We start from the raw sequence: 16,802 nt of genomic DNA on the forward strand, positions 1-16,802 counted from the left end.
TTGAATCTTATTTACCCTTGGGGGATTAAATCACCTTGGCTTCTTCCCGAAGCGCCTTGACCAGTGCCGCGGCCTTGGTTGCCGCGTCGTCTCCCTCGATGATCCTTCCGGGTGGACGCTCCGGCGGTGCCTCCCACTTTACGATCACTGCCTTGGCATCGCCCAAGGAGATGTCCTTCTGATCGAGGGGCTTCTTTTTGGCCTTCATAATACCCGGGAGAGACGCGTAGCGCGGCTCGTTAAGTCCCTTCTGACACGCGATGACCGCGGGAAGGGCGACCTCAACGATCTCCTTTCCGCCCTCGATCTCCCTGGTGCAGACGGCCTTATTGCCCGAGAGCTCGACCTTGGTTACCACCGTAACACACGGGATACCCATCAGCTCCGCCACCATCGGGCCGACCTGCGCCATATCGTCGTCTATCGCCTGCTTTCCGCAGAAGATGATCTTGTAATCACCAGCCTTCAACTCCTCGGCCAACGCCTTTGCCAAACCCAGGGCACAGGCAGAGCCCTCTCCTGCGTTGAGCAAAACGCCCTTGTCCGCGCCCATGGCGAGCGCGGTCCTTATCGCCTCAACGGCCCTTTCCGAGCCGAGGCTTATGATGGTAACCTCACCGGCTCCTGCGGCCTCCTTGATCTTCAAGGCCTCCTCGACACCGAACTCGTCGTAAGGGTTCATAACAAACTTTACCCCCTCCTTGACGTATCCCGAGCCGTCGGGTGCCAATTTGATCAAGGCCTCCGTATCCGGAACCTGCTTCATAATGACAGCTGAGTTCACTTTTTAGCCTCCTTAAAACATTTAATATTTACTGTTATCCTTTAATCAAGCTCTGTGATATGACGAGGCGCTGAACCTCCGAGGTTCCCTCGTATATCTCCGTTATCTTTGCGTCCCTGAAGTAGCGCTCCACCGGATAATCTTTTGTATAACCGTAACCGCCGTGAATCTGGATCGCCTTCGTTGCGGCCCACATGGCGGTCTCCGACGCAAAGAGCTTGGCCATTGCCGCCTCCTTGCTGTAGCGGACATCACCCTTATCCTTTAGCTTTGCCGCCCTCCATGTCAGGAGCCTTGCAGCGTCAAGCCTCGTCGCCATATCGGCTATCATCCACTGAAGCGCCTGAAAGTTGATGACAGGCTGGCCGAACTGCTCTCTGGTCTTGCCGAACTCTATGCTTTCTTCCAGGCTGCCCTTGGCGATGCCCAACGCCTGAGAGGCAATGCCGATCCTGCCCCCGTCGAGCGTGTGCATCCCGATCTTGAATCCCTCTCCCTCCTTTCCGAGGAGGTTTTCTTTAGGCACCTTGACGTCCTCGAAAACCAGCTCCACGGTGGACGAGCCAACGATTCCGAGCTTGTTCTCGAGCTTCCCTACGGAAAAGCCGGGCGTTCCCTTCTCCACGATTATCATGGAGAGACCCTTGTGCTTGTCCTCGCCGGTCCTTACCATGACCACCGCTATTTCGGCCTCTTTGCCGTTGGTAATAAAATTCTTTGTCCCGTTGATAATGTAGCTGTCGCCGTCGAGCTTTGCCGTTGTCCTCGTCCCCGCCGAATCCGTCCCGGCGCCCGCCTCGGTCATTCCAAAGCATCCTATCTTCTGTCCCTGGGCCAGAGGCGTCAGGAATTTCACCTTCTGCTCCTCTGTGCCAAAATAGTATATCGGGGCGGCACAGAGAGACGTGTGGGCGCTCATAATGACGCCGGTGGAGGCACAGTGTCTCGATATCTCCTCTATGGCGATGGCGTAGGATACGTAGTCCATCCCCGAGCCGCCATACTGCTCCGGAAATACCATCCCCATCAGGCCCAGCTCCGCCATCTTTGCGACGCTTTCCGTAGGATACTTGTGCTCCCTGTCCACCTCCTCCGCTCTCGGTTTAAGCTCCTCTTCCGAGAACTTCTTGGTCATGTCATAGATCATCCTCTGTTCTTCTGTAAGCTCAAAATACAACTTTCGTCACCCCCTTTCGGTGCTTCATTTCTTTATTGAAATCAATGCCGGGCATCTTATCTTAACCTTGCACCAATCCGGTTTGCCCGGCTGTAAACCTTAAAACGCCTATTAGCCTATTACTACTTGTCCTTGAAGTTAGGCGCCCTCTTCTCGATGAAGGCCGCGATACCCTCCTTCTTGTCCTCCGTCGGGACGAGCTTGCCGAACTCCTTAGACTCGATCTTGAGCCCTTCTTCCAAGGTAGTCATGTAACCCTTGACGACGGCCGTCATGGCGGCTGTAATGGCAAGCCTGCTCTTTCCGGCCATCTGGGTTGCCAGCGCCTTGGCGTCCTTGATGAGGTCCGCCGGGGCGGAGACCTTGGTAACCAGGCCATACTCGTATGCCTCTTGGGCCGAGAGGAACCTTCCGGTGGTCACCAGCTCTATTCCCCTTGCAAGCCCGACGATCCTGGGCACCCTCTGGGTCCCGCCGAAGCCGGGGATGATGCCGAGGTTTATCTCCGGAACGCCGATCTGCGCCTTGGATGATGCGTACCTGATGTGACAGGCGGACGCTATCTCAAGGCCGCCGCCGAGGCAGTAGCCGTTGATAGCGGCGATGACCGGCTTCGAGGCCTGCTCGATCTTGTCCAGGACCTTCTGTCCCATGCGGGTCATCTCCTCGCCGAGCTTCGGATCGTCTATAAACTGGATCTCCTTGATGTCCGCGCCGGCCACGAAGACCGTCCCCGCGCCTGTGAGGATTATCGCCCTCACCTTGTCGTCCTTGAAGGCGGCATTGAAGGCCTCCTCGATGTCTTCTACCGTCTGCTTCGCCAGAGCGTTCATCGGGGGATTGTCCACGTACATCAAGGCAACGCCGTTGTCGTCCACCTTGTAGTGGCATCTCTTGAGGAGTCTCCTCTTCCCCGAGGCGAGGTCGTCAAGAATCTTCGGTGCGGCGAATCTGACCTTGTCCACCGACTTTGCGTACTCGTCGAACTTCTTCTTCACCTCATCCCAGCCCATTATCAGTTCGGCGTAGTGGAGAGGGCCCCATGCGGTCTTGTAGGGGAAGCCCGTTCCGTAGACCATTCCCGTATCGACGTCGTAGGGGGATGCGAAGCCCTCGTCGACCAGCATCAAGGCCTCCCTGATCTGAATGAGGATAAGCCTTGAGATGTCGAACTTGGCCTTTGTGGGGGTCACGTTTTTGCGCTCCTCCTCGAGGATCTTCAGGAACTCGTCGCTGTTGGGGGCGCCCTCCTTGGTGTAGTCGTAGAATCCCTTCTGGGACTTCTGGCCCAGGAGACCCGCGTCCACCATCCTCTTCATCAGGGGCATTACCCTGCAGCGCTCGCCGTAGGCCTCCTCCAGGGTTCCTGCGGCGTGGGTTCCCACGTCAAGACCCACGAGGTCGGTGAGAATGAACGGCCCCATCGGCATCCCGAACTCCACTGCGGCCTTGTCTATCTCCTGGGTCGTGAGGCCCGGAGTGTCAAGAAGGGCCGCCATCGCCTCTCCCATGTAGGGGATGAGGGTCCTGTTTACCGCAAATCCGGCGCAGTTACCCACCTCGATCGGTATCTTCTTGATCTTTGTCGAAAAGTCCATCATCGTCTCGACGACTTTATTGTCGGTACCGGGGTAGTAAATGACCTCGACCAGCTTCATGACATTTGCCGGGTTGAAGAAGTGAAGGCCGACGACCTTATCGGGCCTCTTGGTGGCCTTCGAGATCTCCTCGATGGAAAGAGACGAGGTATTCGTGGCAAAGATGGTGTGTTCGGGGCATGCTCCTTCGAGATCGGCAAAGACCTTCTTCTTGATATCCATGACCTCAGGAACCGCCTCGATGATGAGATCCACATCTTCAAATCCGTCAAATGTCAGCGTGCCTTTGATAAGCGCCATTCCGCCGTCGGCAACCTCTTGGGCCATCTTTCCCTTCTTGACTCTGCCGTCGTATATCTTTTTACACCCCTCGATCGCCTTGTCGACAAATTTCTGCTCGATGTCCTTTACCAACGTCTCGATTCCCACGGAGCTTAATACGTAGGCGATACCGCCGCCCATAGCCCCGCCGCCGATTACTCCTACTTTTTTGATTTCCATGATATATTTCTCCCTTATATAGATTGATATTTTTTAAGCTATGCTATCTCGCGCTTTCCTTTGCCTCTTTCCCCTTTATGAAATCCTCTTTGCCCTTTTGAATAATCCCCGAGAGAAAAAAATCGGCCACCTGCTCCGCCGCGATATCTATACTGTATTTGCTCTTTGGGGCAAACAGAAACATCGTTGAAAGCTCATCCAACGCCCCGAAGAAAGAGCGCTTCACCAGACCGGGCATTACATCGTCGCCGAAATATCCCTCTTCCTTTCCCTCCCGGATTATCCGGGAAATGATATTCAGGTATTCGATGAACTTCCTGTTCTTGTACTCACGCATGAATTTCGAGCTCTGTCTCAACTCAACCTGGATTACCTCGGCGAGGTTTCTATTATCCCTAACCATGCTCAGATGGATCAGGGCAAACCGCCTGATCTTGTCGATCGGATTCGCCTCTTTTTCGATGCTCTCCTTCATGTTCTTTATGATCTTGTCCATCTCCTCCTCGAAAAGGGAGATGAGAATGTCGTCTTTGTTCTTGAAGTAGAGATAGACGGTGCCGTCTGCCACCTGCGCCTCCTTGGCAATCTCCGAGACGCGGGAGTTATAAAAGCCGTTCTTTGCAAACACCTTTATTGCGGCCTTTATTATTTTTGAGTGTTTGTCCTGATTCTTCATATTCTATGGTTCGTTCCTTGAAATCGATTCCAGCTTCAAAGGTGAGAAATCATCGCTATAGCAAATTATCCGCCGGAGGCAAGGTATTAAAAACAGCCTATCCCAATATCTCCTAACTTCTCCTGTAATTCTTTCTGCCCCCCACTGTGGAGAATGAATGATTACTCATTCACAACAGCATTTCTACCATAAATATTGAAAGGGTGTCAAGAAAAAATTAGGGATAGATAAATATTGTTTTTATGTCTTTAGCAAGAATAATCCGATTATAATCGATAATCGATCTATTTGAAAAGGCAGTATTGAAAATCCTTCATCGGCGACTATAACAAACCTGCTTTCACCATTTTTCGTTGACTTAACGAAAAAAACGGTTATAATCTTTATCGTTTCCTTTTTTAAAGCGATCATCCACACCGTCGCAGCCTGATATCTGAAAAGTGCTATCGGTTATATTCCGTTTTTTATCATTTGCCATACTGTCGGGAAGGTTTTTTCGCCCTGCCCCCAAGCATTCTATCTTATTTTGGTGAGAGTTTGGTGAACAGCTATTTCATATACTCCGAGGAGAGCTCGAATTTTGAGTACGATCCCGATCATCCTTTCAGGCCCGAGCGTTCGCTGATGCTGAAAAAACTCCTCGAAAAGTACGACCTTCTGAAAGAGCCCTGGATCGAGGTGGTGCCTCCCGAGCCGATACCGAGAGAATTGCTGCTCCTCTTTCACTCAGAAAAGTATCTTAAGACATTGGAGGCCGCCGGGAAGGGGGAGGTAACGGAGGACACAATCCATGCGGGATTGGGAACGAACGACAATCCTATCTTCAAGGATATGTTTGAGAAATCGAACCTTGCGGCGGGGGGAACCCTCGTGGGGACAAGACTTGTCCTCGAAGCCGAGGGGAAGGCCTTTGCCTTCAATCCCACCGGAGGTTTTCATCACGCCTACCCCGACTATGCCGAGGGTTTCTGCTACATAAACGACATTGCAATTGTGGGAAAAATGCTGAGGAGGGACGGTCTCAGGTTTGCGTACATCGATGTCGACGCCCACCACGGAAACGGGGTGGAGACGGCGTTTTACGATGACGACGGTGCCCTCGTGATATCGATCCATCAATCGGGAAAGACGCTCTATCCCGGAACCGGATTTGAGGACAGCTTCGGGGAAGGTGCGGGAGAAGGCTACAACATCAACATTCCCCTTCCTCCGCATACCGACGACGATCTTTACCTCAAGGCATTTTACGAGATCGTGACCCCGGCGGTGGATACCTTTTCTCCGGACGTTGTCCTGTTCGAGATGGGAACGGATACAATGGCCAACGATCCCTTGACTAACCTTTCTCTCACGAACAACAGCTTTGAGGCGATAGCCCTCGAGGTGGGGAGGCTTTCGGAAAAGCTGATCGGCATGGGCGGCGGCGGGTACAATGTCGACAGCACGTCCAGGGCCTGGGCCGTGGCGTGGGCGGCGATAAACGGCTTCGAGATGGATAATCCGTACGCCGGCATAGTAGGGGGTGTAATGACGGGCCCTGAGATCGAGGGGGGCACCCTCCTCGACAATCCGATATATATTACAGGCCCTACGAGAGAGCGGAACAGGGAGGAGCTGGACAGGGTGCTTAAATATATTAAAGAGAATATTTTCCCGAAGATAGGGGTCAAGGGCTGAGTCTGTTTACGGATATTCACAGCCTTCCAACCCAACTTTTCCCGGTCGATTTGATCGAGATCGGACTCTCGGAAATGGGGCAATGTTTTTGAACTTGAAGATGCTTTCGAGGGGGCTGGAATCTCGTGATCGAATCCGAATGAAATAATCATACAAAAAAAGGTGGAAAGCCATGATCGACGAGGAGCTGAGGGGGCTGTTCGAGCTGGCCAAGTCCTACGCGTTTGAATATATGGACGGTGTGTGTGATCGCGCCGTATTTCCGACCGAAGACGCGATCGAGCGTTTAGGTGTCTTTGACGAGGAGCTGCCGGAAAAGCCGTCCGACTCATCAGAGATATTGCATATGCTCCACGAATACGGTTCGCCGGCGACGGTCGCCCAGACCGGGGGGAGATATTTCGGCTTTGTGATCGGGGGCGCCAACCGGGCGGCCGTGGCAGCCAAATGGTTGTCGGCCGCCTGGGATCAAAACTCGGCTTTGTACGTGATGTCGCCTGTTGTCTCCAGGCTGGAGGCCGTTTGCGAGAGGTGGCTGGTAGATCTTTTCGGCCTTCCAACGGGGACCGCAGCGGGCTTTGTCAGCGGGACTTCCGTGGGCACAATCTGCGGTCTGGCCGCGGCGAGAAACGAGATATTAAACCGTCTCGGCTGGGATATAAACCTTAAGGGGCTTTTCGGCGCCCCGAGAATCAGGGTCGTCCTGGGCGATCAGGCCCACTCGTCGGTGTTCAAGGCGTTGACGTTGCTGGGCTTCGGCGAGGAGAGTCTCGAGCGGATTCCCGTCGACGGCCAGGGGCGTATGATAGCAGGCAAGCTGCCGGAGCTGGATGATAAAACCATTGTGATCGTCCAGGCGGGGAACGTGAACTCCGGGGCCTTTGATCCGATTGATGAGATATGCGACCACGCCCGTAAAGCGAACTCGTGGATTCACGTGGACGGGGCCTTCGGCCTGTGGGCGGCGGCGTCCGAGGGGAAAAGATCGCTCACTAAGGGGATCGAGAGGGCGGACTCCTGGTCGGTCGACGCCCACAAGACCCTCAACGCGCCGTTCGACTGCGGAATTATTCTGTGTAAAGACCGGGAGGCGCTGGTCACCGCAATGCAGTCCAAGGGCTCGTATATCCAGTACAGCCGGGACGACGAGAGGCGTGACGGGATGCTCTATACGCCCGATATGTCGAGATGCGCAAGGGGGGTGGAGCTCTGGGCGACGCTGAAGTCCCTCGGGAAAAGCGGGGTTGAAAGGCTCGTCGACCGGCTGTGCGACCTGGCTGTCGAGTTCGCCGGGAAGCTCAGCGGCGAAGGATTCAATGTTCTAAACGACGTCGTCTTCAACCAGATCATCGTCTCCTGCGGCACCGACGAGGAGACGAAAACCACGCTGAAGAACATCCAAAGCTCGGGGGAGTGCTGGTGCGGCGGGGCGGTCTGGGAGGGAAGGCCGGTGGTTCGAGTCAGCGTCTGTTCCTGGGCCACGACTGCGGAGGACATCGACCGCTCGGTGGCGGCCTTTGTGGCGGCGCGGGATGGGGCCCGGTCCGGCGGCTGAAGGTGTGCTGGCAGATAAAAGCGGTGGCGGGTAAGGGGTCGTGGACTTCAATCAGTCAGGTGGCGTTTTACGAGGTTTTTAACCTTTTTCGCCGTCGTTCCTTAAACAGCTTTTTTAAAGAAAACCCCCAATTTTTAGAGCCGGATAGACTTCCCCACTATGTAAGATAAGATCATACTAAATCTAAAGCATGTCATAACAGCCCGTTCATTCTACCATCCTTTCATTCATTTCAAACAACTCTTCGCTTCAGGCCATTTAGGGCGGAGAAAACCCCAACCCAAATTATCGTCAAATTTAGCATTAGAGCAGAAAATGCACTAAATATTGACGAAATGATAAAATTATCAGAAATATCTTGACAATATGCTCAATTTATGACAATATCACTCCCGTGATAATACAAAAAAACCTGCTCAAAGGATAGAAGGAGAGATGGTTACTATGGACTCGGACGCGACAAATATAGAGATCATCAGACACCTGAGGGACGGCCGAAAGTCGTTCAAGGAGATAGCCGAGGAGATGTCGCTTTCCGAAAACACCGTCCGGGCGCGGGTCCAAAAGATGGTCAAGGAGAGCGTCCTGGATATCGTCGGTCTTGTCGATCCGGATGCCATTGAGGGCCATCAGGTAGTGATCGTGGGCGTCAAGGTCGACACGATGGACCTGGAAAAGAAGGGAGAGGAGTTCAGCAGGCTTAAAGGTGTGGTGTCGGTCGGGGTCGTAACCGGCAGATACGACCTTATGCTGACAGTCATATTGAACAGCGACTTCAAGCTCCTTGACTTCTTCAAGCACGAGATGGCGAAGGTAAAGGACGTCCAGTCAACCGAGACGTTCGTCCTCTTCAAGAACTTCGGCTGGAGGGTTCCCTACATCCTGTGATTACTTTAAGACGCTATTGACTGAAATTCGTATGGCCTGCTGGGAAGGACTTTTTATTGCCAATATAGATACTTAAATTCAAAGGATGCGCCATGATATCGGAACCATACAAGATCAAAGAGGTGAAGAAGATCGGGGCGAAAAAGCCCCACGAGAGGTGGAACATATTGAAGAAGGTCCACTTCAACGTATTTCACGTAAGTTCCGACTATATAACCTTCGACCTGGTGACGAGGGGTATGTCCTCCTGGTCTCACTACCAGAAGGCGGGCTTCATGATAGGAGACGAGGCGTACGCAGGAAGCAGGAACTACATCCACCTCGAGAGGTCGGCGAGGGAGGTCCTGGGACTCACGCAGATCGTCCCGACCCACAACGGCATCGGCGCGGAGAAGCTCCTCGTTACGACCATGCTGGAAAAGGGGCAGACAGTCCTCCACAACAGGGGCAGATGCGAGGGACTCGTCCCGGCAAACGGCGGGGTGAGCATCAACGTCACCGGGGCGGAGGCCTTTTCCTATCCCGGGCCGGAAAAGTTCGGCGGGAACGTCGACACGGGTCTCTTGAAAAAGCTCTTGAGCGAGAAGGGGAAGGAGGAAATCGCCTATATCCATCTCGAGACCTGCCCAGCCGCCCTCAACGGCCAGCCTATCTCTCTTGTGAACCTAAAGGAGGTAAGGGAGCTTTCCGCCTCCCGCTCAATCCCTCTTGCGGTTGACATCTCCCACGTCTTGGAGAACGCCTACTGGATAGGGAAGGCGGAAGGGGGAAAGAGGGGGCTGATGGATATAGTCCGGGAGATCATCGCCCACTCCGATGTTGTGCTGATGGACGCCAGTCAGGACTGCCGCTCCGACACGGGGGGCCTTATAGCGAGCGATGATCCCGGCTGTTTCGAGAAGTTCAAGAACCAGGTGGTGGTATACGAGGGGCTCCACACCTACGGCGGCATGACCGGGAGGGCGATGGAGGTCTTTGCCGTCGGCATAGAGGAGATGGAGGACGTAAAGCACGTGGAGTGGTACGCCAGCCAGATAGGCTTCATCTACGATATTCTGAGAAAGGGGGGCGTCCCCGTCTATCGGGGCGGAAACGGGATAGCCCTCGATGTGGAGCGCTTTCTGCCCCACCTGTCGGCGGACGACCTTCCCAAGTTCGTGCTGGCCGCAAGCCTCTATATCCTCGGGGGGTTGAGGGGGAGCATAGACGGCGCATGGGAGTACCACGCGAGGGGGGAGGGGAGACGAGTCCTCAATCTGGAGCTTCCGAGAAACGCCTATACGGTTAATCATCTTTTGAAGATCGCAGACGTTATCTCCTCCGCATACGGCCACAGGGAAGAGATATCGGGCCTTAGGCTTCTCAACGAGCCGGAGTTTGTGGACCAGGCGATGCTCGAGCCGGAGCACTTCCGCCTCTTCGTGTCGTTCCCCGAGGAGGAGGACTGGAGGGAGGGACTCTTTGAGCCGTACAAGATAGCGATCTTCGAGCCGCTCAAGATTACCGACAGGGACTACAGAGTAAAGGCGATTGAAAAAGCGGGGTACAACACCTTTCTCCTCAATTCGGAGGACGTCTACATAGACTTACTGACCGACAGCGGGACCTCGGCGATGAGTTCCTTTCAGTGGGAGGGGATGACAAACTCGGTGGACACCCCCTACAGCAGCAGGCACTATCTGGATCTCGTCGCCGAATTCAGCGACATCCTCGGCTTCAATTATATAATACCGACGCACCAGGGGCGGGCCGCTGAACAGATAATGTCGCAGACGATGATAAGGCCGGGGCAGATCGTGCCGGGCAATATGTACTTCACCACAACGAAGCTCCACCAGGAGATGGCGGGGGGCGTTTTCGTGGATGTGATCGTCGATGAGGCCCACGACCCGACGAGCGATTACCCATGGAAGGGAAACGTCGATATCGGAAAGCTTGAGAAGGAGATCGATCGGGTTGGCCCTAAGAACGTCGCCTACATCAGCTTCGAGATGTCGGTCAACATGGCCGGCGGGCAGCCCTTTTCGATGGGGAACCTGAAGGAGCTTTCCCACCTGTGCCAGAGGCACGGGATACCGATAATGTTCGACGCTACGAGGTGCGTCGAGAATGCGTATATGGTGAAAGTCAGGGACCCTGAGTATTCGGAAAAGCCTGTAAGGGAGATACTGAGGGAGATGCTCAGCTACGGGGACGGGTGCACGATCAGCTGCAAGAAGGACTTTCTGGTCAACATGGGCGGGATTCTGGCCTGCAACGGCAAGGAGCTTGCGGACAAGTTCAACAAGATGCTGCGCGTATGGGAGGGGAATATAACCAACGGCGGGCTCGATCCGAAGGACATGGAGGCGCTTCGCCGGGGGCTCCTCGACTCCCTCGACGATGACTATATCAGGATGAGGATCGAGCAGACGCAGGAGTTCGGCGGAAGGTTGATAGAGGCGGGTGTACCGATAGTCCTTCCTCCAGGCTCCCACGCGATATTCATCGACGCCAGGAGGTTTCTCCCCCACATAGATCAGGACCAGTACCCAGCCCAGGCGCTGGCCGCCGCGGTATACGTGGAGACGGGGGTCAGGACGATGGAGAGGGGAAATGTCTCGAAGGGGAGAAATTCCGAGACCGGAGAGAACTATCGCCCGGCCCTTGAGCTCGTGAGGTGCACGATACCGAGGAGGGTCTACTCAAACTCTCACTTCGACTACGTCGCCGAGGGGATCAAGCGGCTCTTTGATAAGAGGGAGCAGATTTGCGGACTAAAATTCATATACGAGCCGAAAGTCCTCCGCTTCTTCCAGGGGAGGTTTGAACCCGTAAAATCTTAGGTTTAGGTAAAAACGATGGTTCTCTAAAAGGATTTGGGTTAGCCGGATTTTTTGAAGACAACAAACAGATACGTTTTACAGCTATAAAGTGTAGATACTAAAATTCAGTCAGCCATTTCTTACATCCAATAAATGGATTTAGGCAAAGTCCTCACACATTTCAACCGTTTGATTTGCAGATACCCTTTCGATAAAAAAGGGTCGAATTGCCTTATCCCCATTTCTTCGTTAAACTTCCCTAAAATATCGATATCTTTAAATATTTTGAGTTGCCGTAAGAAATGCAAAATATTTTTAAATGTTCATGGAAATAACTTTACAGAAATATACATTTTTGATAAAATTTCATTTATTGTTTCAAGTATTCTGCCGTTGATTCATTCTTTGTTGCGATATTTTTAGTACGGTCGATGAAAATATTTTCAGATACTGAAATATTATATTAACGTTGTCGTTAAAAAGGAATGAATCCGAAGAGACGGTCGCAGGCAGCTCACATATTGGATATATATTCTTAAAAAGCCCCTTTAAAATTCACGCTGAAGAAGATGGAAAGAGCGATGTGTGGTTAATGAGAAAAGACATCTCAGAGGTTGGATTTGAGTGCAAAGGGGGGAAATGAAAACTAAGGAAAAAAGCGGCGGAAATAGGGGAAAACCGAAAGATAAAAAAAGCAAGAGCCCTGAAACAAATGAAGCCAAGTTAAACAGAGACGGCCTGATCGTTGTAGGTATCGGAGCTTCCGCCGGAGGATTGGATGCGATAAAAAAGCTGATTCCCAATCTGCCGGTTGATTCAAAAATCGCCTACGTCATTCTACAGCACCTCGATCCGAATCATCCCGGAAAGCTCCTTTCGCTCCTCGAGCGTTATTCACGCACAAAGATGACTGAGATCGTTGATCGTGTAAAGATAGAGCCGAACACAATATATATAACACCCTTCGGGAAAAACGTAAAAATCGAGAACGACCGTCTCATCTTGACCGATCCTAAACCCTCTCTAGGTCCCAGGCCCTCGGTGGACCACTTCTTCACGTCTCTGGCCAACGATAAGGGCGCCCAGGCCGTTGGGATTATACTGTCGGGGACCGGCTCGGACGGTTCCCGAGGCATAAGGGCGATCAAGGCCGAGGGGGGAATCACCATAGTCCAAGAAGTAAAGAGCGCCAAATACACGGGCATGCCCCAGGCGGCCATAGATACCGGTCTTGTCGATCTAACGCTTCCCCCGGAGAAGATGGGTCCGGAGCTTTCAAATCTCCTCGAATATCCCAAATATATGACCGAAGCCTTCTTGGATAAGGCTCCCTCGGAGAACCTTTACACGATCTTTGAGCTACTTTTAGAGAGGACAAATAGCGACTTTTCTGAATACAAGCTCTCCACAATAAACCGCCGCATCGAGCGCCGCATGGCGGTGCATAAGATATCCAACCTTGCAGACTACATACGGTTGCTGAAATCCAAGGAGAGCGAACTGTTTTTCCTCTTCAAGGATATTCTAATATCGGTGACCGGTTTCTTCCGAGACCCGGAGGCCTTTGAGTCTCTGAGTAAGGTCATCATGAAGATTATCGAAAACAAGCGACACGGCGATCATATACGAATATGGCTGCCGGGATCGGCCACCGGAGAAGAGACGTACTCAGTCGCGATTCTTCTGGCGGAAGTCCTGGGCGAAGAGATAAGCAAATACAACATCCAGATATTCAGCACTGACATCGATATGGACGCCATCAATATCGCCAGAAAGGGCGTATATACCGGGGCGGCAATGTTGGATATGGAAGAAGCCATCCTGAATCGATACTTCACCAGGAGAGATGGTTACTTCGTGGTTAAAAGACAGATTCGTGAGATGGTCATCTTTGCCCGCCAGGACATGACCAGAGACCCGCCTTTTTCAAAGCTCGACTTGATAGTCTGCAGGAACGTCCTCATATACTTCAATACCGTGCTGCAGAAGAAGCTCATCCCGATTTTTCACTACACCCTGAATCCTATTGGATACCTTTTTTTAGGCAAGTCGGAGACGATCGGCCAGTTCGATGATCTGTTTTCGGTGGTTGACAGGAAATGGAAGATCTACAGGAGAAGGGGTACTTTTAGAGCACCGATAATCAATCTCGGTATACCAAAAACGGTGCCATCAAAGCCTCCGCAAAAGATATTAGGGTCCCTCGAAGGAGAGAAAAACCTGAGAGATTTGGCGAACTATAACCTTGCGAAGACGTACGGCCACCCATCGGTGATCATCGATGATCGTATGGAGATAATGTATGTGCATGGGGACGTGAATCCGTATCTCTCTCTTTCGAGTGGGGAAATTGATTTGAATATCCTCAACATGTCGAGAAAGGAGATCAGAATCGATCTCAGGACTCTAATACACAGAGTTGTTGAAGAGAGGGTTGTGCTCAGAAGTAAAAAGTTAAAAATAGAATTAGACGGTATGGTCAGGACGCTTACCGTCTCCGTTATACCGATCGAGATTAAAAAACATACGGCCCAATGTTTAACAATGGTGATTTTCGAGGAGGAGAACGTGGTCGAGGGGGTTGTAAACAACGGGTTTCACCGAGAGGAGGGCACCGATCCGTATATAAAAGAGCTGAAGAATGAACTGGCGGAGACTAAGGAGCATCTCTATTCGATAATAGAGGAGTATGAGTCCACAAATGAGGAGTTCCAGTCCTTGAACGAGGAGCTTCAGTCCGCCAACGAAGAGCTCCAGTCCGCCAATGAAGAGCTTCAGTCTTCCAACGAGGAGCTGGAGACGGTAAACGAGGATCTTCAGTCCACAAACGAAGATCTGAACACCATAAACGAGGAGTATCAGATAAAATCGGGTGAGCTCGCGGCGGCCAAGGCAGATCTTGAAAACATTTTGAACAGTGTGGATATAGCCATAATTATTGTGGATAGAGATCTGAAGGTAAGGAGGTTTACGCCCCCGGCGTCTAAAATTTTTCAGTTGACCGCTGCAGACGTTGGACGGATAATCCGAAACATTCCATGTCTGATAAAACTCCCCAAGAACTTCTTCAAGAGTTTGGATGATGTTATTGTCAAGGAAAGGGGTTTTGGGGAGGAATTCAGATACAACAATAAAATATTCTTGTTGCGAATATCTCCCTTCTATAATGAGGACTCGGAGGTGGAAGGGGCCGTAGTCATCTTGGTGGACTAGTCCGAAGTTGGGAAGAAAAAAACGAATATGAAGAAAGATCGCGGCAAATTGAGGTCGACGTTTAAAGAGCGGGCCGCGGATATTGTAAGTGAAAACAGAAAAGAGGATAATAATATTAACAATGAGGAAGAGACAGCCGAGGATATCCTCAATGACAGGGAGATTGTCTAAAAAACCGTTTTAGGGTAGGGGGTGATGTCAATCGTAAAGGCGGTGCAAGGTGGGCGGTGAAAGAAGTTCAGGGCGGCAAAAGGACTTTGGGAGGGGAGCAGGCGAAGTTGGGAGGGAGGCAAGCGAGCTTGATGGGTGGCGTGCGAACTGGAGGGGCGGCAAAAGAACTTAGGGATGCCTTGAAGATTTTTTTGGATTCCGCCCCGACGGGTAAAGGGATAGGCCACAAGGGTCTCCCATATGGAAATGCCCGTCTTGAGTTCTTCAAATATTTGGAGGCGGTTTTTTAAGGAAGGAAAATTTATCTTATACAAAATAGGGGTATTTTTTTATCTTCTTGTCACGTGAACGAAATATAGGAACAGTGATTACAAAATAAGTGAGGCATGATTGTTTTTTGGATAAAGGACGTGAGAGATTGACTGGCCCGCTTTCGGCTTGATCGCAACGATAGATTCAGATATTGAGTGTATATGGGAGAAAAGGCTTTATGAAGTAGACAAGTGACGGGGAGGTGTCGGCTGTCGAGATTTTAGCCTGTTTTTATAATAAATATGCTGGCATAAACGAAGTAAAGATATTGTGCTAAAATAAAGAATTTCTACCGAAGCGGAAGGTGTTAAATGGATGATTCTCGGAAGACAAAGGGAGAGTTGATCGAGGAGTTAAAAAACCTCAAGGAGGAGCTTGCCGCGCTGAATGTTAGAGATGTTGAGCTGAAAGAGGCCAAGGATAGGCTCAAAAAGACGCTCGAGGAGCTTGGCACGGATCAGGAAAGGCTCCAATCTTACATCGAAGAGTTGAAAATAACGGAGGAGGAGCTTCGAATGCAGAACGAGGAGATCCGGGCCATCACCGGCGAGCTTGAAGATTCGAAGAAGAAGTACTTCAACCTCTTCGACCTCGCTCCCGTGGGCTATTTTGTCTTCAATAAAGACATTGTAATACTGGAGGTCAACCTAACCGGAGCGGAGATGATAGGCCGCGAAAGGAAATATCTGATAAACAAACCGTTGATTCCTTTCATCGCACCGGAATACAGGGACTTTCTGACGGCCCATTTCAGGCAACTAAATAAAAATACGGAACTATTTACTTAACAAAGCTAGTTAATTTTAAAGGTTTAAACTAATCAAATCAAGATAAAAGGAGGTGTATAAACTCAAAAGATGGATGATGAATTACATGTTAGAGAAAGAAAACAAATGATTGCTATTCAAAATACATTAGTATCTCTTGGTTGCTCTAAAGAAGAAGCTGCAAAAGTTGCATGGCGTAGATTTAGAATTTGTCGTTTACCAGTAGACAGTATTGAGGAAACTTATAAGACGCTAGTTGCCCTTGGATTTTCAGAAGAGGAAGCCTTGTCAAACATTAGAGATAGAATTTAGTAAATAATTGAATTTATTTATTGACGATCACGACTAGGATCTCTTTGCCATTTGTCTGTCTCAAGTTTGAGAATCTCTTTAAGTATTTCATTAAGGTTTTTAATGGACTCTGTAAGAGCATCAATCTTATTAGATAGTTCTTTTTCGTTCATAATAAATACTCCACAATAAAAAGGTTAATAAAAAGGAGGTGAAAAACCAGAAAGTATGTTCAAAAATAAGAAAAACAAACTCCCAGAACCTGAACTAGTATTATATGAAACTGAAGATGATCAGTTAGACTTGAAGTGGACCCAATATGGTAGACAGTGAAACGGGGGTTTTAAGGTGGATCATGCGGCCTGTTTCCCCCGTTGGTTTTTAAAAT

Annotated in this window: 13 protein-coding genes; 9 read left to right on the top strand and 4 right to left on the bottom strand. The window is 51.0% G+C overall.

What is annotated here, in order from left to right; genetic code table 11:
- Positions 1-25: 25 nt before the first annotated feature.
- From JW984_07120 to JW984_07135, 4 genes are all read right to left on the bottom strand, one after another.
- Positions 26-784: an electron transfer flavoprotein subunit beta/FixA family protein gene (locus JW984_07120; GenBank protein MBN1572949.1), complete on the bottom strand. Its 759-nt coding sequence runs from the start codon at positions 782-784 to the stop codon at positions 26-28.
- 34 nt (positions 785-818) lie between these two features.
- On the bottom strand, positions 819-1,961 hold the full coding sequence (locus tag JW984_07125; GenBank protein ID MBN1572950.1) for an acyl-CoA dehydrogenase: 1,143 nt from the start codon (positions 1,959-1,961) through the stop codon (positions 819-821).
- A 122-nt stretch (positions 1,962-2,083) separates the two neighbouring features.
- Positions 2,084-4,060, bottom strand: a complete 1,977-nt coding sequence (locus JW984_07130) for an enoyl-CoA hydratase/isomerase family protein (GenBank protein MBN1572951.1) — start codon at positions 4,058-4,060, stop codon at positions 2,084-2,086.
- A gap of 43 nt (positions 4,061-4,103) precedes the next feature.
- Positions 4,104-4,736 (bottom strand): TetR/AcrR family transcriptional regulator, encoded by a 633-nt coding sequence (locus JW984_07135; GenBank protein ID MBN1572952.1) that lies wholly within the window; start codon positions 4,734-4,736, stop codon positions 4,104-4,106.
- Positions 4,737-5,276: 540 nt separating this feature from the next.
- Between JW984_07135 and JW984_07140 the strand changes: the two genes are divergently transcribed.
- From JW984_07140 to JW984_07180, 9 genes are all read left to right on the top strand, one after another.
- On the top strand, positions 5,277-6,413 hold the full coding sequence (locus JW984_07140; protein MBN1572953.1) for an acetoin utilization protein AcuC: 1,137 nt from the start codon (positions 5,277-5,279) through the stop codon (positions 6,411-6,413).
- Positions 6,414-6,585: 172 nt separating this feature from the next.
- Entirely contained in the window at positions 6,586-7,968 is a 1,383-nt protein-coding gene (locus JW984_07145) for an aspartate aminotransferase family protein (protein MBN1572954.1), read from the top strand.
- Positions 7,969-8,412: 444 nt separating this feature from the next.
- Positions 8,413-8,856 (top strand): Lrp/AsnC family transcriptional regulator, encoded by a 444-nt coding sequence (locus JW984_07150; GenBank protein MBN1572955.1) that lies wholly within the window; start codon positions 8,413-8,415, stop codon positions 8,854-8,856.
- Between the two features lie 92 nt (positions 8,857-8,948).
- On the top strand, positions 8,949-11,681 hold the full coding sequence (locus tag JW984_07155) for a tryptophanase (GenBank protein MBN1572956.1): 2,733 nt from the start codon (positions 8,949-8,951) through the stop codon (positions 11,679-11,681).
- Positions 11,682-12,299: 618 nt separating this feature from the next.
- Positions 12,300-14,873 (top strand): PAS domain-containing protein, encoded by a 2,574-nt coding sequence (locus JW984_07160; protein ID MBN1572957.1) that lies wholly within the window; start codon positions 12,300-12,302, stop codon positions 14,871-14,873.
- A 27-nt stretch (positions 14,874-14,900) separates the two neighbouring features.
- A complete protein-coding gene (locus JW984_07165; protein ID MBN1572958.1) occupies positions 14,901-15,044 on the top strand; it encodes a hypothetical protein in 144 nt (47 codons plus the stop codon).
- Positions 15,045-15,100: 56 nt separating this feature from the next.
- Positions 15,101-15,334, top strand: a complete 234-nt coding sequence (locus JW984_07170; GenBank protein ID MBN1572959.1) for a hypothetical protein — start codon at positions 15,101-15,103, stop codon at positions 15,332-15,334.
- Between the two features lie 333 nt (positions 15,335-15,667).
- Entirely contained in the window at positions 15,668-16,144 is a 477-nt protein-coding gene (locus JW984_07175) for a PAS domain S-box protein (GenBank protein MBN1572960.1), read from the top strand.
- Positions 16,145-16,213: 69 nt separating this feature from the next.
- Positions 16,214-16,435, top strand: coding sequence for a hypothetical protein (locus JW984_07180; GenBank protein ID MBN1572961.1), 222 nt, complete (start codon positions 16,214-16,216; stop codon positions 16,433-16,435).
- The last annotated feature ends 367 nt before the right edge of the window (positions 16,436-16,802 follow it).

The organism is Candidatus Zymogenus saltonus (assembly GCA_016929395.1).
Classification (GTDB): Bacteria; Desulfobacterota; Zymogenia; order Zymogenales; family Zymogenaceae; genus Zymogenus; species Zymogenus saltonus.